Annotated in this window: 17 protein-coding genes and 1 tRNA gene; 8 read left to right on the forward strand and 10 right to left on the reverse strand. The window is 68.9% G+C overall.

Features of this window, described 5'->3' with window-relative positions:
* Window positions 1–2: 2 nt before the first annotated feature.
* The 9 genes from rho to ASF51_RS11380 form a co-directional block, all read right to left on the reverse strand.
* Window positions 3–2,246, reverse strand: coding sequence for a transcription termination factor Rho (rho, locus tag ASF51_RS11340; protein ID WP_055929434.1), 2,244 nt, complete (start codon window positions 2,244–2,246; stop codon window positions 3–5).
* A gap of 180 nt (window positions 2,247–2,426) precedes the next feature.
* Window positions 2,427–3,359, reverse strand: a complete 933-nt coding sequence (gene thrB / locus ASF51_RS11345; protein WP_055929437.1) for a homoserine kinase — start codon at window positions 3,357–3,359, stop codon at window positions 2,427–2,429.
* Window positions 3,356–4,453, reverse strand: a complete 1,098-nt coding sequence (gene thrC, locus ASF51_RS11350; RefSeq protein ID WP_235497216.1) for a threonine synthase — start codon at window positions 4,451–4,453, stop codon at window positions 3,356–3,358. The genes thrB and thrC overlap by 4 nt, the downstream gene beginning before the upstream one ends.
* Window positions 4,454–4,458: 5 nt before the next feature.
* The gene (locus ASF51_RS11355) at window positions 4,459–5,802 is read right to left on the reverse strand and encodes a homoserine dehydrogenase (RefSeq protein WP_055929445.1); all 1,344 of its coding nucleotides are present in this window, start codon (window positions 5,800–5,802) and stop codon (window positions 4,459–4,461) included.
* Window positions 5,799–7,232 (reverse strand): diaminopimelate decarboxylase, encoded by a 1,434-nt coding sequence (gene lysA / locus ASF51_RS11360; RefSeq protein ID WP_055929448.1) that lies wholly within the window; start codon window positions 7,230–7,232, stop codon window positions 5,799–5,801. The genes ASF51_RS11355 and lysA overlap by 4 nt, the downstream gene beginning before the upstream one ends.
* 120 nt (window positions 7,233–7,352) lie before the next feature.
* The gene (locus ASF51_RS11365; RefSeq protein WP_055929451.1) at window positions 7,353–8,264 is read right to left on the reverse strand and encodes a hypothetical protein; all 912 of its coding nucleotides are present in this window, start codon (window positions 8,262–8,264) and stop codon (window positions 7,353–7,355) included.
* On the reverse strand, window positions 8,261–9,034 hold the full coding sequence (locus ASF51_RS11370; protein ID WP_082479748.1) for a DUF2993 domain-containing protein: 774 nt from the start codon (window positions 9,032–9,034) through the stop codon (window positions 8,261–8,263). The genes ASF51_RS11365 and ASF51_RS11370 overlap by 4 nt, the downstream gene beginning before the upstream one ends.
* A 6-nt stretch (window positions 9,035–9,040) precedes the next feature.
* The gene (gene argS / locus ASF51_RS11375; RefSeq protein WP_055929457.1) at window positions 9,041–10,720 is read right to left on the reverse strand and encodes an arginine--tRNA ligase; all 1,680 of its coding nucleotides are present in this window, start codon (window positions 10,718–10,720) and stop codon (window positions 9,041–9,043) included.
* Between the two features lie 58 nt (window positions 10,721–10,778).
* Window positions 10,779–11,573: a transglutaminase family protein gene (locus ASF51_RS11380; RefSeq protein WP_055930774.1), complete on the reverse strand. Its 795-nt coding sequence runs from the start codon at window positions 11,571–11,573 to the stop codon at window positions 10,779–10,781.
* A gap of 112 nt (window positions 11,574–11,685) precedes the next feature.
* Between ASF51_RS11380 and ASF51_RS11385 the strand changes: the two genes are divergently transcribed.
* The 4 genes from ASF51_RS11385 (at window position 11,686) to ASF51_RS11400 (ending at window position 14,864) form a co-directional block, all read left to right on the forward strand.
* Window positions 11,686–11,757, forward strand: a tRNA-Arg gene (locus ASF51_RS11385).
* A gap of 116 nt (window positions 11,758–11,873) precedes the next feature.
* Window positions 11,874–12,569 carry a Pr6Pr family membrane protein gene (locus ASF51_RS11390; RefSeq protein WP_055929461.1) on the forward strand — a complete coding sequence of 232 codons (696 nt, stop codon included), beginning with the start codon at window positions 11,874–11,876 and terminating at the stop codon, window positions 12,567–12,569.
* Between the two features lie 33 nt (window positions 12,570–12,602).
* Window positions 12,603–14,357 carry a pyruvate dehydrogenase gene (locus tag ASF51_RS11395; RefSeq protein ID WP_055929464.1) on the forward strand — a complete coding sequence of 585 codons (1,755 nt, stop codon included), beginning with the start codon at window positions 12,603–12,605 and terminating at the stop codon, window positions 14,355–14,357.
* Window positions 14,358–14,417: 60 nt separating this feature from the next.
* Window positions 14,418–14,864, forward strand: a complete 447-nt coding sequence (locus ASF51_RS11400; RefSeq protein WP_055929467.1) for a MarR family winged helix-turn-helix transcriptional regulator — start codon at window positions 14,418–14,420, stop codon at window positions 14,862–14,864.
* Between the two features lie 23 nt (window positions 14,865–14,887).
* Here the strand turns inward: ASF51_RS11400 and ASF51_RS11405 are convergent, their stop codons facing one another.
* Window positions 14,888–15,631, reverse strand: a complete 744-nt coding sequence (locus tag ASF51_RS11405) for a gamma-glutamyl-gamma-aminobutyrate hydrolase family protein (RefSeq protein ID WP_055929470.1) — start codon at window positions 15,629–15,631, stop codon at window positions 14,888–14,890.
* Between the two features lie 106 nt (window positions 15,632–15,737).
* Between ASF51_RS11405 and ASF51_RS11410 the strand changes: the two genes are divergently transcribed.
* Genes ASF51_RS11410 through ASF51_RS11425 form a run of 4 tightly spaced genes read left to right on the forward strand, consistent with a single transcriptional unit; the run spans window position 15,738 to window position 20,364 of the window.
* A complete protein-coding gene (locus tag ASF51_RS11410; RefSeq protein WP_055929473.1) occupies window positions 15,738–17,873 on the forward strand; it encodes a TPM domain-containing protein in 2,136 nt (711 codons plus the stop codon).
* A 39-nt stretch (window positions 17,874–17,912) separates the two neighbouring features.
* Window positions 17,913–18,659, forward strand: a complete 747-nt coding sequence (locus tag ASF51_RS11415) for a PspA/IM30 family protein (protein WP_055929476.1) — start codon at window positions 17,913–17,915, stop codon at window positions 18,657–18,659.
* 41 nt (window positions 18,660–18,700) lie between these two features.
* A complete protein-coding gene (locus ASF51_RS11420) occupies window positions 18,701–19,561 on the forward strand; it encodes an arginase family protein (protein ID WP_157412110.1) in 861 nt (286 codons plus the stop codon).
* Window positions 19,558–20,364, forward strand: a complete 807-nt coding sequence (locus ASF51_RS11425; protein ID WP_055929480.1) for a crotonase/enoyl-CoA hydratase family protein — start codon at window positions 19,558–19,560, stop codon at window positions 20,362–20,364. Before ASF51_RS11420 ends, ASF51_RS11425 begins: the two co-directional genes overlap by 4 nt.
* Window positions 20,365–20,375 lie beyond the last annotated feature (11 nt).

Genomic DNA, 20,375 nt, shown 5'->3' on the forward strand with positions numbered 1-20,375 from the left:
GCCTACTTCTCCAGGTCGCGTCCGTTGTGACCCGCGGGAGCCGGCATCGTCTTCTGCACCTGCATGAGGAACTCGACGTTCGACGTGGTCTCCTTGAGACGGCCGAGAACGATCTCGAGTGCCTGCTGCTGGTCGACACCGGCGAGGGCGCGACGCAGCTTCCAGGTGATCTTCGTCTCGTCGACGCCCATCAGCAGTTCTTCGCGGCGGGTGGAGGATGCGTTCACGTCGACGGCCGGGAAGATGCGCTTGTCGGCGAGCTGGCGCGACAGGCGCAGTTCGCTGTTGCCGGTGCCCTTGAACTCCTCGAAGATCACCTCGTCCATCTTCGATCCGGTCTCTACGAGCGCGGTCGCGAGAATGGTCAGCGATCCACCGTTCTCGATGTTGCGCGCAGCGCCGAAGAAGCGCTTCGGCGGGTAGAGAGCGGATGCGTCGACACCGCCCGAGAGGATACGGCCGGATGCCGGCGAAGCCAGGTTGTACGCACGTCCGAGGCGGGTGATCGAGTCGAGCAGCACGACGACGTCGTGGCCCAGCTCGACCAGGCGCTTGGCACGCTCGATGGCGAGCTCGGCGACAGTGGTGTGGTCTTCCGCCGGACGGTCGAAGGTCGAGGCGATGACCTCGCCCTTGACCGTGCGCTGCATGTCGGTGACCTCTTCGGGACGCTCATCGACGAGGACGACCATGAGGTGCACCTCGGGGTTGTTCGTCGAAATGGCGTTGGCGATCTGCTGCAGGACGATCGTCTTGCCGGCCTTCGGCGGCGCGACGATGAGGCCGCGCTGGCCCTTGCCGATCGGTGCGACGAGGTCGATGATGCGCTGCGTCAGCTTGCCCGGCTCGGTCTCGAGGCGCAGTCGCTCCTGGGGGTAGAGCGGCGTCAGCTTGTTGAACTCGACGCGGTTTGCCGCCTCGTCGATGGGGAGCCCGTTGATGGACTCGATCTTGACGATCGCGTTGTACTTCTGGCGACCGTTGCCGTCGCCCTCGCGGGGCTGGCGGATCGAGCCGACGACGGCGTCGCCCTTGCGCAGGTTGTACTTCTTGACCTGGCCGAGCGAGACGTAGACGTCGTTGTTGCCGGGCAGGTAACCGCTCGTGCGCACGAACGCGTAGTTGTCGAGGATGTCGAGGATTCCGGCGACCGGGATCAGGACGTCGTCTTCGCTGATCTCGGGCTCGAGCTCGTCGTTGCCGGTCTGTCCGCGACGCTTGCGGTCGCGGTAGCGGTTGCGAGCGCTGCGGTCGTTGCGACCGTCGTCGTCGAGGGAAGGGCCATTGGAGTCGGAGCGTTCGTTCTGCTGACGGTCGCCCTGCAGGCGCTCGTTCTGCACGCGCTCGCCCTGGTTGCGACCGTTCTGAGCACGACCGTTCTGGCCGTTCTCGTTCTGGCCACGCTCGTTCTGGCCGCGCTCGTTCTGCACGCGGTCATTCTGGCCACGCTCGTTCTGGGCGCGTGCTCCGCCGGAGCGATCCGGCGTGCGCTCGTTCTGCTGCGTCGCCTCGACGGCCTGCTCGGGGGCGTTCTGCCTCTCCTGCTGGTTGCCGCCGCGGTCGCGGTTGCGGTTGCGATTGCGGCCCTGTCGACCGCCCTGTTCGCGGGGCTGCTCGGAGCGCTGCTCCTCGTTCTCGTCAGACGGGCCGCTCTCCGATGAGCGGGCCTCGGTCGAACGGGACTCGGACGAACGAGCGTCTTTATCGGCGGCGCGGCCGCGCGTGACGGGAGGAAGCAAGGCCGAGAGCTCGTCGCTCTTGGCGTTGACGTGCGAGACGGCGGGCAGTCTCGTCTCGGACTCGACGGCTCCTGCGCCGTCGACCGACTTCGCGCGACGCGGGGCGCGCTTGCGCGGCGCCGACGTGTCAACAGGAGGGAGTTCGATCTGCGGGAGCTCGACCTGCGCTGCGGCTTCGTGCGGTGCGGCAGCGGGGGCGTCGTCGGCGACGGCCTCGGTGTCGGACGCCGATTCCGCGGATCCGTTGGCGGGGAGGTCGACCAGGGCGGGCTGCGCGGTCGTCTCCTCTACCGGGGAGGAGACGATGCTCTCGTCGGCGGAGAATGCGGGCGATGCGGACTCGCCGGCCTGGTGATCGGTGATCGCCTGGACGAGCTCGCCCTTGCGAAGGCGAGCGGCGCCGGTGATGCCGAGGGCATTGGCGAGCGCCTGGAGCTCGGCGACCTTGAGGCCGGCGAGGTCTGAGCGGGTTTCCGCGCCCGGGGCGCGGAGGTTGACGTCAGTCACGTGTGTGGGGTTCCTTCCACTGCTGTCCGCTCCGGGCCTGGGGCCGGGTCGGTACTACGCAGGCGGTTCTATACAGAGAGCTGTCCGTGTACGAGGCGTATGGGCGAGAGGTGCTGAGCCAGTACGCGTAAGTCGCGGGGCAGCGATGAGTGTGAGATTGCTACCGGGTACGAGCTTGGATCAAGCCGCTTCAACCGGATGCGTGACCACTGTAGCACCTTTGAAGTCGACAGCCAGTACGAGCGATGTCCACGGCGTTGCGGATTGCGACTCGACCAGTTCGACGGCGGCGAGGCGCTGGGCGGGATCGCTGCACAGCACCAGGATGCTGGGACCCGCGCCGGAAACGACGGCGGGGAACCCCTGCTCGCGCAGGAGCCCGATCAGTCGGGATGTGTCGGGCATGGCCTCTGCGCGATAGTTCTGGTGCAGACGATCCTCGGTCGCGGCGAGCAGCAGCTCGGGGCTCTGGATGAGCGCCGCGATCAGAAGCGTCGACCGCGACACGTTGAAGATGGCGTCGGCATGCGGAACGGACTCCGGCTGGAGACTGCGGGCGAGGGCGGTCGACATCGTCGCCTGAGGAACGAGCACGAGCGGCGAGACTCCTCTGTGCACGATGAGCTTCTTGAACTGCGGACCCTCGGCGGTGACCCAGGCGATCGTGAGCCCTCCGAACAGGCAGGGCGCCACGTTGTCGGGGTGCCCCTCCATCTCGGTGGCGAGGGCGAGCAGACCGAGCGCGTCGATCTCGACGATGCCCTCGAGCAGGCCCTTGGCGGCCATGATGCCCGAGACGATCGCGGCTCCCGACGATCCGAGGCCGCGTCCGTGGGGAATGACGTTGCGGGCGACGAGGTCGAGCCCGGGCAGGGGCTGGTCGTAGGCGGCGAAGGCGTGCGCGATGGCGCGAACGACGAGGTTGGACTCGTCGGTGGGCACCTCGCCCTCTCCCACACCGGTGACCTGAACCGTCGCTCCGGGCTCATCCCGCACCGTGACGGTCAGCTCGTCGTAGAGCGCGAGCGCGAGGCCCAGGGTATCGAAACCCGGGCCGAGGTTGGCGGTCGTGGCCGGAACCTTGACCGTGACCGAACGGCCGGCAAGGCTCACGAGTCGGCTTTCGAGAGTCCGAGCACGCCGGCGATCTCGTCGGTGTCGACGGCGACCGAGGTGGGCGTCACGTCGGAGCCGTCGGCCGTCTTGAGAGCCCACTGCGGGTCTTTCAGTCCGTGGCCGGTGACGGTGAGCACGACGACGGCTCCCTTGCCGATCACGCCGGCGTCGGCACGCTCGAGCAGGCCGGCGACGCTGATCGCCGACGCCGGCTCGACGAAGATGCCGACCTCCGCCGAGAGGATGCGGTAGGCCTCGAGGATCTTGTCGTCGTCGATGGCGCCGAAGTATCCGTCGTTCGCCTCGCGTGCGGCGAGTGCGAGCTCCCACGATGCGGGGTTTCCGATGCGGATGGCCGAGGCGATCGTCTCGGGGTTGCGCACGATCTCGCCGCGCACGATGGGTGCGCTGCCCGAGGCCTGGAACCCGAACATGCGGGGAAGCTTGGTGGTCTCGCCGCGCACGAGCTCTTCGGAGTATCCACGCGAGTAGGCCGTGTAGTTGCCCGCGTTTCCGACGGGAACGATGTGGAAGTCGGGAGCGTCGCCGAGGACCTCGACGACCTCGAAGGCGGCGGTCTTCTGGCCCTCGATGCGGTCGGGGTTCACCGAGTTGACCAGGTGCACCGGGTAGTTCTCGGCGAGGTCGCGGGCGATATCGAGGCAGTCGTCGAAGTTTCCGCGAACCTGCAGCAGCTCGGCGTTGTGCGCGATGGCCTGGCTGAGCTTGCCGAGCGCGATCTTGCCCTCGGGTACGAGCACGGCTGCTGTGATTCCCGCGTGGGTCGCGTAGGCCGCGGCGGACGCCGACGTGTTGCCGGTGGACGCGCAGATGACGGCCTTGGCGCCGTGCTCGACGGCCTTCGAGATGGCCATGGTCATGCCGCGGTCCTTGAACGAGCCCGTGGGGTTCATGCCCTCGAACTTCACGTAGACCTGCGCGCCGGTGCGAGCAGACAGCGCGGGCGCGGGGATGAGGGGCGTTCCACCCTCGCCGAGCGTCACGATGGGGGTCGCCTCCGAGATGTCGAGGCGGTCCGCGTACTCGTGCAGCACTCCGCGCCACTGGCGGGATGCTCGTGTGGTGCTCACGGGATTCATGCTCCTTCAACTCTCAGGACGGATTCGACCCGCACGACGACCTTCTGGTCGGCGATGGCGGCCACCGTGCGCGACAGTGCGCGCTCGCTGGCTATGTGGGTGACAATGACAAGGGTAGCGGTGCCGGAGCCGTCCGGCGTTCCGGCCGCCACGGCATCCGGGCCCACCGACGCGACCGACTGCTGCACGGCCTCGACGGAGACGCCGTGCTCGCTGAACAGTGAGGCGATGCGCGCGAGCACGCCCGGCGCATCCGAGACCTCGAGGGTGATCTGATAGCGCGTGCTCACGCTGTCGATCGGCAGGATGGTGAGGTTGGCGTGGGTCGTCTCCGCGACGCCCGGACCGCCGGCGACGTGACGTCGAGCCGCGGAGACGACGTCGCCGAGAACCGCCGACGCCGTCTCGATGCCGCCCGCTCCGGCGCCATAGAACATGAGATCGCCTGCGGCCTCGGCCTCGACGAACACCGCGTTCTTTCCGCCATGGACGGCCGCGAGCGGGTGCTGGCGGGAGATCAGGGCAGGATACACGCGGGCCGAGACGCCCTCGACGCCGGTCTCCGGGTCGGTGAGCCGCTCGCAGATGGCCAGCAGCTTCACCACGTAGCCGGCCTTCTGGGCCTGGCTCACCTGCGCCGCGGTGATCGTGGTGATGCCCTCGCGGTGCACGGCCTCGACGGGAACGTCGGTGTGGAAGGCGAGCCGGGCGAGGATGGCCGCCTTCTGGGCGGCGTCGTAGCCTTCGATGTCGGCGGTGGGATCGGCCTCGGCGTAGCCCAGTTCCGTGGCCACGGCCAGGGCGTTCTCGAAGGTGTCGCCCTCCACGTCCATCTTGTCGAGGATGAAGTTCGTCGTGCCGTTGACGATGCCGAGGATCCGCTTGACGCGGTCCCCGGCCAGGCTCTCCCGCAGGGGGCGGATGATCGGAATCGCTCCCGCGACGGCGGCCTCGTAGTAGACCTGCGCACCGACCTGCTCGGCGGCGGCCTGCAGCTCGGGTCCGTGGGCGGCGAGGAGCGCCTTGTTGCCGGTGACGACGTCGGCACCCGAATTGAGCGCGTGCAGGATGTAGCTGCGGGCCGGCTCGATGCCGCCCATCAGCTCGATCACGATGTCCGCCGACTCGATGAGGCTCATCGCATCGGTCGTGAGCAGCGCCGGATCGAGCGGCGCCGAACGGGGTGCGTCGACGTCGCGCACGGCGATGCCGACCAGGTCGAGACCGGCGCCGACCCGGGAGGCGAGCTCGTCGTGGTGTTCGGTGAGCAGCGTCGCTACCTGGGCACCGACGGAGCCGGCCCCGAGGAGTGCGACTCGGAGGTTGCGATAGGCGATCATGATGCTCCAGGTGCAGTCGGCGCGAAACCCGTGTCGCGCGCGAGAAGGTCGTGCTCGGTCTCGCCGCGGATGAGCAGGCGCGCCTCGCCGTTGGCGACGGCCACGACCGGCGGGCGACCGACGATGTTGTAGTTGCTTGCCAGCGCCCAGCAGTAGGCGCCGGTCGCGGGAACGGCGAGCAGGTCGCCGGGAGTCACGTCGGCGGGCAGGTAGTCGGCGTTCACGACGATGTCGCCCGACTCGCAGTGCTTGCCCGCGATGCGCACGAGGGCCGCATCGGCATCGGATGCACGGCTCGCGATGCGAACGGAATAGTCGGCACCGTAGAGGGCTGTCCGTGCGTTGTCGCTCATGCCGCCGTCGACGCTCACGTAGCGTCGCGGCGCGGTGGCGTCGGCCGAACCGCCGGGCAGCGTGACATCGACGTCTTTGATGGTGCCGACGCTGTACAGGGTGACTCCCGCGCCGCCGATGATCGAGCGTCCCGGCTCGAAGGCCACGACCGGAAGGGCGATGCCGAGGGCCGCGCACTCCGCCTCGACGATGCTCGCGATGCGGGCGGCGAGCTCCGCAATGGGAGTGGGGTCGTCGGCGGTCGTGTACGCGATGCCGAATCCGCCTCCCAGGTTGAGCTCGGGCACCGGGCCGGTCTCGAGCAGCCTCGCGTGCAGAGAGAGCAGACGTGCCGCTGATTCCGCGAAGCCGTCGGCACCGAAGATCTGCGAGCCGATGTGGCAGTGCAGGCCCCGGAACTCGAGGCCGGCGTGCGAACGGATCGCCATGACGGCGGCCTCGGCGCGATCGAGGGGGAAGCCGAACTTCTGGTCTTCGTGGGCGGTGGCGAGGAAGTCGTGCGTGTGCGCGTGCACCCCGCTGTTGACGCGCAGTCTCACGCCCTGAATCCGGCCCAGCCGGGCGGCGGCCGCGGCCACGCGATCGATCTCGATTTCGCTGTCGATCACGATCGTTCCGACGCCGGCCGAGACGGCCCGCTCGATCTCGTCGAGCGACTTGTTGTTGCCGTGCATGCCGATACGGCCCGGATCGACCCCCGCCGCCAGGGCGATGGCGAGCTCTCCGCCCGTGCAGACATCGACGCCCAGGCCCTCGTCGCTGACCCAGCGAGCGACGGCGGTGCTGAGGAACGCCTTGCCCGCGTAGTAGACCTTCGCCCGCGTTCCGATGCGCTCGAACTGCTCGGTGAACGCCGTAAGGGTCTCGCGGGCACGCGCTCGCACGTGCTCCTCGTCGACCACGTAGAGCGGAGTGCCGAACTGCTGCACGAGGTCGGTTGCGGGAACGCCGCCGATCGAGAGCACGCCGTGCCGATCGCGGAGGGAGCTCGACGGCCACACTGATGCAGGGAGATCGTTCGCGTCGGCGGGCACGGCCAGCCAGTCGGGCGCGAGGGGACTTGCGACGGAGGTCATTGAGGATCCTCGGATGAGATCGATCGTCCCGGCACGGGACCAGTGGTCGGGTGGGGGCGAGCGAACCCGGATTGGTTCCTGAAGCCTGTGCACGCCCGCTGAAGGGCGACAGCAGAAATACTACTGGATGCCGTCGGCCGGGTCTCCGGGGTCGGCGAAGCGCACGAGGTCGCCGCTGTCGAGGGCGAGCCACACGTCGCCCGACGGAGCACCGGCGACCGCGACAGGAACGCCTCGGTCGCCGGGGATGTCGATCGTCGTGATGCGCCCGTCGCCGTCGACACGACCGATCGATGCGCGCTGCTGCATCGTGAACCAGCAGCCGCCCCGGGAATCCGCGCCGACGCGGGTCGGGCGGAGGCCCTCGGCCGGAACGAACTCGTCGACCGCGCCGCCGCGAGCCAGGCGGCCGATGACGCGACGACCGGGATCGGCGAACCACAGGCATCCGTCGTCGCCGACGCTCACGTCGGTCGGGGCGGCGAGCGGGTCGTCGAAGCGCACCAGGCCGGGCTGCGAGTCGCCGCCCCTGGCGTAGGCGATGGCGTGTGCTCCGGGAAGGCCGAACCACACCGACGTGCCGTCGGACGCGATGGAGGACGGTTCTCCCCCGACAGCTCCCGGGGCGAACTCGGTGACGCGGCCCAGGATGTCGACGCGACCGATCCCATCCGCACGCTCTTCGACGAACCAGGCGCTGCCGTCGTCGAGGCCGACGATGTCACCGAGCCCGGCATCCGGTGTCGGAGCCCGCGTCGACCAGACGACCCCGGATGGGTCGAGTCGGAGGATCCTGTCGGTGCCGCGATCGGTCACCCAGACCGAGTCGCGGGTCGCGGCGGCCACCGAGCGCGGTTCTGCAGTCGCCTCCCCGAGAGCGAACCGACTCAGTTCGCCGTCGGCCGACCGTCTCAGCACGACGGCTGCGGAGCCGTCGACACACCACACCGCGGCATCGTCGGTGATCGCGAGGGCGCGCACCCCGCCGGGCGACGCGCCCACGTCGTGGAACGAGAACCGGGGGTCGGTCATGGGCAGACGCCCAGGGTGCTCAGGCTGGTCTCGTCGATCGAGAGATCGGATGCCCGGAGCACGACGGTCGCCTGGCCGGGCTCGATCGTGAGGTCGGCGAGTTCGACGCCCTGCGGCAGGTAGCTCGCGACACAGAGGGGAATCTTCTCGTCGAGCACCGCGTCGAGCGCGTCGGAGGCGTCGACCACGGCCGAGCCGGCGGTCAGCGTCGCCTTCTGCGGCGTGAGCACGACCGAATCGGACGTCACCGAGACGGAGGCGGTGACCAGGTAGTCGATGCTCAGTCCGAGGAAGGAGATCGTGCCGTCGTAGCCGACAGCCTGATCATCGAGTGTCAGGGTCGCTGATCCCGGGACCTCGACGACGCTGTTCACCGCGTCCTGGCTGAGGGTGAGGGTGGCCGACGCCGTGCCGACGGTCTTCGACAGATCGGTGGGGACCCCCGTGGCGACGACGTGCGCGTCGACCGGAACCCCGGAGACCGTGAGGGCGGGAGCGTCGAGCTCCACCCGATCGAATGTGCCCGAGAGGTACTGCTGCAGAAACGAGAAGCCGTCGATCGTCACATCGATGTCGCCGTCGACCGTGTCGGGAAGGCTTGCGGCGATCTCGGAGGCCGCGCGATCCTGGGCGTAGGCCCGCAGCGACACGTCGGCCACGACCACGCCGACGGCGAGCACCACCACGACGACCAGGGCGATCACCACCCCGACGCCACGCCGACGGCGGCGCGGAACAGGCTCGGTCGGGTACGTCGGCTCCCCCACCATGCTCCGCTACATCCGTTCCGGGGCCGACACACCGAGGAGGTCGAGCCCGTTGCGGATGACCTGGCCGGCGGCGTCGTTGAGCCACAGGCGGGTGCGGTGCAGGTCGCTGATCGGCTCGTCTCCGAGCGGCAGCACACGGGCCTGCGAGTACCAGCGGTGGTAGTGGCCGGCGACCTCTTCGAGGTAGCGGGCGATGCGATGCGGCTCGCGCAGCTCGGCCGACTTCTGCACGATCCTCGGAAACTCCTGCAGCGATCCGAGCAGCTCGGTCTCCGACTCGTGCGACAGCAGCGACGGGTCGAAGGCGGAGCGCTCGACGCCGGCCGCGGCCGCGTTCCGTGCAACCGAACGGGTGCGCGAATGGGCGTACTGCACGTAGAAGACCGGGTTGTCGTTGGTCTTCGACCGCAGCACATCGCCGTCGAGCGACAGCGGCGAATCCGCGGGATACCGGGCGAGCGAGTACCGCAGCGCGTCGGCGCCGACCCACTCGAGCAGGTCGTCGAGCTCGATGATGTTGCCCGCGCGCTTCGAGAGCTTGGCGCCGTTGAGGTTCACCAGCTGGCCGATCAGCACCGAGATGTTCACGTTCGGGTCGTCGCCCGCCGCGGCCGCCAAGGCCTTGAGTCGACCGACGTAGCCGTGGTGGTCTGCACCCAGGAGGTAGATCTTCTCGGTGAAGCCGCGGTCCTTCTTGCTGAGGTAGTACGCAGCATCGGCGGCGAAGTAGGTGACGACGCCGTTGCCGCGGGTGAGCACCCTGTCTTTGTCGTCGCCGAAGTCGGTGGTGCGCACCCACACCGCGTCGTCGGCCTCGAAGACGTGGCCCTGGGCGCGCAGGCGGTCGGCCGCGTCGTCGATGAGGCTTCGACCGGTCTCGGGGTCGGCCGCGTGCAGCGTGCGCTCGGAGAAGAACACGTCGAAGTGCACGTGGAAGCGTTCGAGGGAGTCCTTGATCTCCTCGAGCTGCTTGAGGTAGCCGAGGTCCCGGGCGAGGGGCACGGCCTCGTCGAGCGGGAGGTCGAGGAGGTTCGGCACGCTCGCGAGCACGTGCTTCGCGAGCTCGCCGATGTAGGCGCCGGGGTATCCCTTCTCTGGCGTCGGCTCGCCCTTGGCGGCCGCCAGGATCGACAGGCCGAAGTTGTCCATCTGGTTGCCGGCGTCGTTGATGTAGTACTCGGTCGCGACCACGGCACCGGATGCGCGCAGCACGCGGGCGATCGCGTCGCCGAGTGCGGCCCACCGGGTGTGTCCGAGGTGCAGGGGCCCGGTCGGGTTCGCCGAGACGAACTCCATGTTCACCGAGAGGCCCGCCAGGGAGTCGTTGCGCCCGTACGCGTCGCCGGCGTCGACGATCTGTCGGGCGATCTCGGCGGCCGCCGCGACGTCGAGCGTGATGTTGATGAATCCCGGACCCGCGACATCCACCGACGCCACACCGGGGATCGCCTCGATCTCGGGGGTGATCTCGGCGGCGAAGGCCCGGGGGTTCGTGCCGAGACGGCCCGCGAACTTCATGGCCACGTTCGACGCCCAGTCACCGTGGTCGCGGTTGCGCGGCCGCTCGAGCGCGAGGTCGGCGATCGTGACGGCGTCGTCGGGAACGGTCTCACCGGCGGCACGGCGCCGCTCGATGCGGGCGGTCACGATGTCGAAGAGGGCGAGGGAGAGCTGTTCGGGAGTCACGAGCGTCGATCTTACCGTTCGGGCCGCGCCGGACCGTCTGCGCGGGCCGCCGCCCCGGTCAGCGCAGCTGCACCAGCTGGGTGACGTCGTCGGCGGGCAGCTCGTCGACCGTCGCGGTCACCTCGAGCTCGGTCAGGGTGAGGAGTCCGTCGTGGTTGGTGAGGAAGGCGGTGTCGGCGGCATCGCGGCCCGTGGAGATGCGCACGAGACTCTGTCTGGGCGCCAGGGCCGTCGCATCCACGATGTGCCAGGCGCCGTCGATGAACGCCTCGGCCACGGCGTGGAAGTCCATGGGATCGAGCCCGGGCGCGTAGACCGCGACGAGCCGCGCCGGAACGTCGAGGGCGCGGAGCAGTGCGACCACGAGATGGGCGTAGTCGCGGCACACCCCCTGCCGCGCGAGCAGCGTGCGCACGGCTCCATCGGTGGGCAGGCTCAAGCCCGGTACGTAGCTCAGCTTGTCGCCGACCCAGGAGCTGACCCCGTCGAGCAGTGCCCTGCCCTTCAGCCCGGCGAACTCCGACACGGCGGTCGGCAGCAGGATGTCGGACTCGCAGTACCTGCTGGGCTTGAGGTAGGTGATGCGGTCGATGGCCGTGATTTCGGCCGGCACGGCCTCCCCCGTCACCGTCGCCCAGTAGTCCATGGTGAGGGTTCCTGCGCCCACGGTGAACTGATGGAGCCGGGTGCCGTGCAGGTCGCTGATCTCCACGGGAGTGATGCTGCTCCCCCCGTAGCGGAAGTCGAGGGTCTCGACCTCCCGGGTGATGCCCTCCGCCACGGATGCGGCGAAGACCATGGTCACCGGGCTGTCGATTCGAACGGCGATGTGGGCGGAGACGGAGCGCTTCATGAGCAGCATCATGTCATCCGAATGTTTCCGAATGATGTTGCCCGTGCGGCCGTTGCGTGCACGCGGCGAAGCGCGCTACTGTGCGCCGCTTCTGATAGGTTTTCTCGAGTACGCCCTCGTAGCTCAGCGGAAGAGCGCTTCCCTCCGAAGGAATAGGTCGCTGGTTCAAATCCAGTCGAGGGCACACGGCTCCCCTGGAGCGAACACGGTTCTCTTGAATACAGCGTTTTTCAGGCACAGCGTCTTTCAAGCACAGCGTCTTTTTGGCACAGCGGTCGCGTCGAAGGGGATGACACCGGCATGAGAATCCTCTTCGCGGCCCTCCGCGCGGCCGTCGCCATCGCGATCGTCGCCGCCATCGTCGGCCAGCTGATCACGAGCCTCGAGTTCTGGTCGTCGAGGGGCGTCACGAACGTCGGCAGCAACATCGTGAACTTCTTCAGCTTCTTCACCATCGAGTCGAATATCGCCGCGATCGTGGTTCTCGCCATCGGCGCGTATCTTCTCGTCGTTCGACGCGATTCCGATCCCGAGTGGTTCCAGGTGACGCGTGCCGCGGTGGTGACCTACATGGTCGTGACCGGCATCGTCTACAACCTGCTGCTGCGAGGCATCGAGCTTCCCCAGGGTGCGACCCTCGGGTGGTCCAACGAGATCCTGCACGCCGTCGCTCCCGCCTATCTCCTGATCGACTGGCTCCTCGCGCCCGGTCGCAGACCGCTCAAGGCGCGCCGCATCGGCGTCATCCTGATCTACCCGATCGCGTGGGTGGTCTACACGCTGGTGCGTGCGCCGTTCGTCGTCGATCAGGTCGCCTCGACCGACTACTGGTACCCCTACCCGTTCCTCAACCCGAACACTTCGCCCCAGGGCTACGTATCGGTCGCGTTCTATGTGGTGCTGATCGCCGCGGTGATCGGCCTGACCGCGGCCGGGGTGCTCTGGATCTCCCGGCGGTGGCCTCGCACAGGGTCGGAGACTCGACAGGCGTCCTAGGCCCCGTCCAGCCGCGCACGGTTTACTGGGCCTATGGCCAGAACAGTCGCAGACCAGCTCATCGCCCAGCTCATCGACGCGGGCGTGCACCGCATCTACGGAATCGTGGGAGACAGCCTCAACCCCGTGGTCGACGCCGTTCGCCGCACCGGGGGCTCGGCCAACGGCGGCATCGACTGGATCCACGTGCGCAACGAGGAGGCGGCGGCCTTCGCCGCCGGAGCCGAGGCACAGCTCACCGGCCGCCTCGCCGTCTGCGCCGGCAGCTGCGGCCCCGGCAACCTGCACCTCATCAACGGCCTCTTCGACGCCCACCGATCCGGTGCTCCCGTGCTCGCCATCGCGAGCCACATCCCCAGCATCGAGATCGGCAGCTCCTACTTTCAGGAGACGCACCCCGACAGACTCTTCGTCGAGTGCTCGAACTACTGCGAGCTCGTCTCGACGGCCGCGCAGGCGCCTCGCGTCGTGAACTCGGCCATCCGTCACGCCACGGGCCTCGGCGGCGTGGCCGTGGTGTCGCTGCCCGGCGACGTCGCCGAACTGGATGCCGAGGGCTCGGCCCCCGCATTCGTTCTGCCCCGCACGCCCGCGATCGTGCCCGACACCGCCGACGTCGAGGCCCTCGCCGCCGCGATCAACGAGGCGAAGACGGTGGCGATCTTCGCCGGAGCCGGCGTCGAGGGATCGCACGACGAGGTGGTGGCGTTCGCCGACCTCCTCGCCGCGCCCGTGGGCCACACCGTTCGCGGCAAGCAGTGGATCCAGTACGACAACCCCTTCGACGTGGGCATGACGGGCCTGCTCGGCTACGGCGCCGCTCACGCCGGCATCCACGACGCCGAGCTGCTCATCCTCCTCGGCACCGACTTCCCCTACGAGCAGTTCCTGCCCGACGGGCGCAAGGTCGTGATCGCGCAGATCGACGCCGACGCCTCGCACCTCGGCAGGAGGGCGAGCGTGACGCACGCGATCCACGGCGACGTCGCATCCACCCTCGCTTCCCTCACGCCTCTGATCCGGGGCGAGCGAAGCCGGTCGTTCCTCGACAAGACCCTCAAGCGGCACCACAAGCTCCTCGACTCCGTGGTCGGAAAGTACACCGACGTCGACCGGACGGTGCCGATCCACCCGGAGTTCGCCGCGACCGTGCTCGACGAGCTCATCTCCGACGATGCGATCGTGACGGCAGACACCGGCATGGGCAACGTATGGCAGGCCCGGTACATCACACCCAACGGCAGGCGGCGGCTGATCGGCTCGTATCTGCACGGATCGATGGCGAACGCCGTTCCCCAGGCGATCGGAGCCCAGTCGGCGTATCCCGGCAGGCAGGTCGTCACGATCTCGGGAGACGGCGGCCTGTCGATGCTGCTCGGAGAACTCGTCACCATCGCCGCCTACAGGCTGCCGATCAAAGTCGTCGTCTTCAACAACTCGACCCTCGGCCTCGTGAAGCTCGAGATGTTCGTCGACGGCTATCCCGACTTCGGCGTGGATGTGCCCGGTGTGGACTACGCCGCGGTCGCGACGGCGCTCGGCTTCTTCGCGCGGCGGGTCGACGACCCGCGGCTGTTGAAGGACGCGCTCAGCGAGGCGTTCGCCCATGACGGCCCCGCGCTGGTCGACATCAGCACCGACCCGCTGGCGCTGTCGCTGCCGCCCACGATCACGGCGAAGCAGGTCAGCGGTTTCGGCCTCGCCATGTCGAAGCTCGTGTTGAACGGCGGCGTCGGAGAGGCCGTCAAGCTCGCGCGGTCGAACATCCGACACGTTCCGGGACTGTAGGCGCCATATACTTAGTGCCCTATTGATTCGTGCGAACGGCACGAATAGGGAGGGGCGGGCGTGACCGACGATGTCGATGTGCTCGCACTCGAGAATCAGGTGTGCTTCGCGCTCGCTGTCGCATCTCGGAGTGTCATCGCTCTCTACCGGCCCGTTCTCGAGCCGCTCGGGCTGACCCATCCGCAGTACCTGGTGATGCTCGCTCTGTGGCAGCAGGACCCGAGATCGGTGAAGGACCTCGGCGCCGCCCTGCAGCTCGAACCCGCGACCCTGTCTCCCCTGCTCAAGCGGCTCGAAGCATCCGGCCTCATCGATCGTCGACGCAGCGCGACCGACGAGAGGCGGCTCGACGTCACGCTCACGCCGCAGGGACGGGAGCTGCGCTCGCGCGCCGAGTCGATCCCGCAGACGATGATCGAGCAGCTGGGCATGCCCGTCTCCGAGCTTCAGGCCATGCAGGCGTCGCTCACGGCGATCATCGCAGCCGCGACCCGCTCGACCGACTGATCTGTCGACGGCCGGCGTTCGGCTCAGACGAGGGCTGCCTCGCGCGCGCCCAGCCTGGCGACGAGGGAGGCCAGCTGGCCGGCCGGCGCACCCGGGTCCTCGGGGTGGAACTGCACGCCGGTGATCGGAGCATGGACATGCTCGACGGCCTCCACGACGCCGTCGGGCGCCGTGCCCACAGCCACGAGACCATCGCCGAGCCGACCGACGGCCTGGTGATGCGCGCTCTGCACGACGAGTTCGCGTGTGCCGAGGTCTGCGGCGAGCCTCGACGAGCGCTCGAGGCCCACGGGGTGCGCCGCCATGATGTCGCGGATCGGAGCGCCGAGGTTCTTGTGGATCGTGTCGGTACCCAGATCCTGAACGATGTCGCCCCCGAGGGCGACGGTGATGATCTGCAGTCCACGACACACGCCCAGCAGCGGGGTTCCCCGGCGCAGAGCTCGGTGCACGAGCGCAATCTGCCCCTCGTCGGCCGTCTCGAAATGCTGGCTCTCGAAGGGGTAGTCCTCGTCGCCGCCGTAGAAACGCGGGGAGATGTCCTCCCCGCCCATGAGCATGATGGCCTCGCTCGCGTCGGTGAGGGCGAGCAGCGAGGCTGTGCCGACATCGGCCGCGGCGACCCTGTTCACGGTCCACCCGGCGTCCTCGGCGGCTCGAACCGCCCGGGAGTTGAGCACCTCGACGTAGGCGTGGTACTCGACGTCGCGAGGGCGATACCGGGTCACTTCGACGACGCTGAGTCGTTTCTCTGCACGGGTGGCCATGAACCCATCATGCTGAGTTCACGCGCTCCTCCCCAGCCCTGTCGTAACGAGACGACACATACTTCGTCATAGGCCCGGCGCAGACCCTTGTTCTAGACTGCCTGCGATGTCCAGAACCGATCGACGACGATATTCCACCCTCCGATCCGGCCTCGTCGCCGGTGCCGGACTCGTTCTCGCCCTGCTTGCGCTGCAGGCGCCGCAGGCCGCCCAGGCGACCGACCCGGTGAACCTCGGCGGATCCTATGTGGTCGATCGAGTGGGGGTGCTCGGCACTCGCGCGGCCGAGGTGCAGGATGCGCTCGACGAGCTGTCGCAGACCGAGGGCACGAACCTGTTCGTCGTCTACGTCGACAGCTTCACGGGCGTGGCCGACCGGGAGGCGTGGGCCGACGACACCGCGATCAAGAACGATCTCGGCGTGAACGACGTTCTGCTGGCGGTCGCGACCGACGACAGGCTCTACCAGCTCTCCGTCGATCCCGACTTCGCGCTCTCCGATGCGCAGCTCAGCGAGCTGGAGACCACATCCATCCAGCCGTCTCTCCGTCAGAACGACTGGGCGGGAGCCGCCATCAACACGGCATCGGGTCTCTCCGAACTGCTCGGCGGTGAGAGCCTGTCGCCGCCCGTGGTCACTCCGGGTGAAGCGGCAGAGGCGGCCGGCAGCGGATCGTCCGTTCTGACCTGGGCGCTGGGCGGCACCGTCGTCGCGGTGGCCGGGGCCGTCGGCGCCGTCTACCTGCGCAAGCGGTCGAAAGCGAAGGCGGCCGAGGCCCGGCCTGGCGCCGACGGCCCGAGCCAGCTCGAACTCGACAGGGAGGTCGGAAGGCTCCTGGTTCAGCTCGACGACGCCGTGAAGAGCAGCGAGCAGGAGCTGGGCTTCGCGATCGCGCAGTTCGGCGACGACGCCACAGCGGCGTTCGTGCAGGCCCTCGACAGCGCGAAAGAGAAGGTGCGCCAGAGCTTCGCCCTCAAGCAGAACCTCGACGACAGCACGCCGGACAGCGCCGAGGACAGGCGAGCCTGGTCGCTCAAGATCATCGAACTCTGCACCAGCGCCGACGCCGAGCTCGATGCCCAGGCCGACGCCTTCGCCGCGCTGCGAGAACTCGAGAAGAACCCCCAGCCGTCGCTCGACGCCATCGCGTCCGGCGTCGCATCCGTCCGGCAGCGCATCCCGGCTGCCACGCAGACGTTGCAGTCGCTGAGAGCGACATACTCGGCGAATGCCCTTGGCACCGTCCTCGAGAACCCGGCCCAGGCCGAGAAGCTCCTCGCCTACGCCGACACGACGGCGACGGCCGTTCCCGGCCTGATCGCGGGCGGGCGCGCCAGCGAGGCCGCCGTGAGCATCCAACGAGCCCAGGCCGCCGTGGCCCAGTCCGAGACGCTGATCACTGCCGTCGGAACGCTCGGAGCGGCGCTCCAGAACGCTGCCGCCGCGCTGGCGAGCGCCGTCACCGAGGCGACGAACGACACCGCCGAAGCCAGGGCCCTCCTCGCCACGCCGCAGGGGGCTCCCCGAGCCGCCGAGCTCTCTCCCCTGGTCATGGCCCTCGAGTCCTCGATCGCTCAGGCACGAAACTCGGGGGCGTCCGATCCCGTCGCCGCCCTTCAGGCCCTCCAGGGCGCGAACGCTCCGCTCGACGCCGCTCTCGCGGGCGCGCGTGACGAGGCCCAACGCGTGGCCCGCACCCAGGAGCAGCTGTCGAGGACCCTCACCGCGGCATCCAGCACCATCACCGCCGTCAAGGAGTACGTGGTCACCCGACGGGGAGCGGTGAGCGTCGACGCCCGCACTCGCATCGCCGAGGCCGAGCGGCTGCTGAACGAGGCCTACGGACTGCAGTCCACCGATCCGGAACGCGCGCTGTCGTCGGCGACCCAGGCGTACCAGTTCGCGCAGGCCGCCGATCAGGCCGCGCGCATCGATGTGGATGCCTACAGCCCCTACTCCGGGCAGGGCGGCGGCGGGCAGGGGTACCACGGACAGGGCGAGCAGGGGGTGGATGGCTCGGCGATGCTGGGCGGACTCCTCGGCGGGCTGTTCTCCGGCGGCGGCGGCTCGTCTCGCCGCTCCTACTCCGGCGGCATGTTCGGCGGCTCGTCGAGCTGGGGCGGGGGCGGACGCTCGTCCGGATCGTCTCGCTCCTCAGGCTCCTCCCGATCGTCGGGTTCGCGCAGGAGTTCGTCGTCAGGACGCTCCGGCGGGCGTCGCGGCGGCGGCGGACGCTTCTAGAAGACGCACAATCCACGGCTACAACCCAAGGAGAAGGAAATGGCAAAGCAGTCCATCATCGGCCGCATCACCCAGCTCGCCAAGGCGAACATCAACGCGCTCATCGACCAGGCCGAAGATCCCCAGTTGATGCTCGACCAGCTCGTGCGCGACTACAGCGACAACATCGCCGACGCCGAGAACGCGATCGCGCAGACCATCGGCAACCTCCGGCTGCTCGAGGAGGACCACCGGGAAGACGTGCAGACGGCCGAGGACTGGGGCCGCAAGGCACTCGCTGCGAGCCAGAAGGGCGATGAGCTGCGCGTGGCAGGCAACACCGTCGACGCAGACAAGTTCGACGCGCTCGCCAAGGTGGCCCTGACGCGCCAACTGCAGAGCGAGAACGAAGCCCGCGACGCCGAACCGTCGATCGCGTCGCAGACCGAGATCGTCGACAAGCTCAAGGCCGGTCTCAACTCGATGAAGGAGAAGCTCGGCCAGCTCACCCGCAAGCGCGACGAGTTGGCCGCTCGCGCCAAGACCGTCGAGGCGCAGAGTGCCGTTCACGACGCGTTGAAGAGCATCGATGTTCTCGACCCCACGAGCGACCTCGGCAGGTTCGAAGACAAGATCCGCCGCGAGGAGGCCAAAGTGCGCGGCCAGGAGGAGCTGGCGGCGTCGAGCCTCGACGCCCAGTTCGAGAGCCTCGACGACATCGGCGAGCTCACGGAGGTCGACGCGCGCCTCGCGCAGTTGAAGGCGAAGAGCCAGCCTCCCCGTCCCATCGACGCCCCGGTCGAATAGCATCCGCTCCCCCGTCCCGAAGTCCGTGGAAGACTGAGTCCGTGCCAGCAACCTTCGTGATCGTGCCGCAGTGGCAGGGGTCCGGTTCGTCGCGCGCCATGCGTCTCGTCGACGGGGCCGCCGCGATCCAGGGCGACCTTCCGGCCGCCGCGACCCGCGTCGTCGACGTGCCCGTGGGCGCGGGCGAGTCGCAGGGAACCGGAGTTCTTCGCCTCACGGCTCTGCAGTCGGTGCTCACGAACCAGCAGCGCGTGCTCGCGAGCACGACAGGACCGGTGATCACGATCGGCGGCGACTGCGCCGTCGAGCTGGGCGCCATCCCGCACGCGCTTGCGAGTTCCGCAGAGTCGACCATCGCGGTCGTGTGGTTCGACGCGCACGGAGACCTCAACTCGCCCGAGACGTCGCCCTCTCACGCCTTCCACGGCATGGTGCTGCGCACCCTGCTCGGAGACGGCCCGGAGGCGCTCGTGCCCGGCTCGCCGTTGTCGCCGGCGCAGGTCGTGCTTGCCGGAACGCGCTCGCTCGACGACGACGAGGCCGCCTTCATCGATGCCTCGGGCATCCGCACGGTCACCTCGACCGAGCTGCAGCAGCCCGGCTCTGTCGCCGAGGCGATCGCACAGACGGGCGCGAGCCGGGTCTACATCCACGTCGACCTCGATGTGCTCGATCCCGCCGAGATCGACGGCGTGGGATACCCCGAGCCCTTCGGTCTCTCCGTGCAGCAGCTGGTGCAGGCGATCTCGCAGATCCGTGCGTCGTATCCGCTCGTGGGTGCCGGAATCACGGAGTTCGCCCCGTCGACGCCGGAGGCAGCCTCCGACGACCTGCCCAGCATCCTCCGCATCATCTCGGCCCTCACCCGGCCGGTCCAGCGACCAGAGGAGGCAACCCCGTGACAGAGACCGGGACACCAGCAGAACCCGTGCGCGTCGCGACCGAGCGCCGGGGGCATGTGCTCCTCATCCGGCTCGACAGGCCCGAGAAGCGCAACGCGGCCGACTTCTCCATGCTGCAACAGCTCTCGGCCGCCTACGGCGAGCTCGACTCCGATCCCGAGCTGCGCGTGGGCCTCGTGCACGCCGCGGGCGACCACTTCACCGCCGGGCTCGACCTCGCCGACATCGGGCCGCGCATCACGGCCGACGGAATCGACTACGTCGACGCCGACGGTATCAACCCGTGGCAGGTCTCGGGGCGGGCCCTGTCGAAGCCGGTCGTCATGGCCGTGCAGGGAATCTGCCTGACCCTCGGCATCGAGCTGATGCTGGCCAGTGACGTCGTCGTCGCGGCCGAATCGACGCGATTCGGGCAGCTCGAGGTCAGCCGTGGAATCCTTCCGTTCGGCGGCGCCACACTGCGCTTCCCTCGCGCAGTCGGCTGGGGCAACGCCATGCGCTGGATCCTGACCGGCGACATGTTCGACGCGGCCGAGGCCCTGCGGATCGGCCTCGTGCAGGAGGTCGTGCCCGACGGCATCCAGTTCGACCGTGCCCTCGAACTCGCGGAACGCATCGCCGCCCAGGCCCCGCTGGCCGTTCAGGCGGCCCTCGCCAACGCACGCCTTGCGGTGCGTTCCGGCGACGAGGCGGCCGAGGCGGAGCTGCAGCCCGCCCTCGTACGACTCGCCTCCAGCGACGATGCCAGCATCGGCCTCGAGGCATTCGCCTCCCGCACCACGGCCCGGTTCACCGGCCACTGACCCCAGGACAC

The sequence above is a fragment of the Agreia sp. Leaf283 genome (genome assembly GCF_001422485.1).
Classification (GTDB): domain Bacteria; phylum Actinomycetota; class Actinomycetes; order Actinomycetales; family Microbacteriaceae; genus Agreia.

Coding starts and splice junctions, on each gene's coding strand:
- ASF51_RS11355 (WP_055929445.1), bottom strand. CDS start 5,802: ATGATCGCCTATCGCAACCTCCGAGTCGCACTCCTCGGGGCCGGCTCC.
- lysA (WP_055929448.1), bottom strand. CDS start 7,232: ATGACCTCCGTCGCAAGTCCCCTCGCGCCCGACTGGCTGGCCGTGCCC.
- ASF51_RS11365 (WP_055929451.1), bottom strand. CDS start 8,264: ATGACCGACCCCCGGTTCTCGTTCCACGACGTGGGCGCGTCGCCCGGC.
- ASF51_RS11370 (WP_082479748.1), bottom strand. CDS start 9,034: ATGGTGGGGGAGCCGACGTACCCGACCGAGCCTGTTCCGCGCCGCCGT.
- ASF51_RS11380 (WP_055930774.1), bottom strand. CDS start 11,573: ATGAAGCGCTCCGTCTCCGCCCACATCGCCGTTCGAATCGACAGCCCG.
- ASF51_RS11390 (WP_055929461.1), top strand. CDS start 11,874: ATGAGAATCCTCTTCGCGGCCCTCCGCGCGGCCGTCGCCATCGCGATC.
- ASF51_RS11395 (WP_055929464.1), top strand. CDS start 12,603: ATGGCCAGAACAGTCGCAGACCAGCTCATCGCCCAGCTCATCGACGCG.
- ASF51_RS11405 (WP_055929470.1), bottom strand. CDS start 15,631: ATGGCCACCCGTGCAGAGAAACGACTCAGCGTCGTCGAAGTGACCCGG.
- ASF51_RS11410 (WP_055929473.1), top strand. CDS start 15,738: ATGTCCAGAACCGATCGACGACGATATTCCACCCTCCGATCCGGCCTC.
- ASF51_RS11415 (WP_055929476.1), top strand. CDS start 17,913: ATGGCAAAGCAGTCCATCATCGGCCGCATCACCCAGCTCGCCAAGGCG.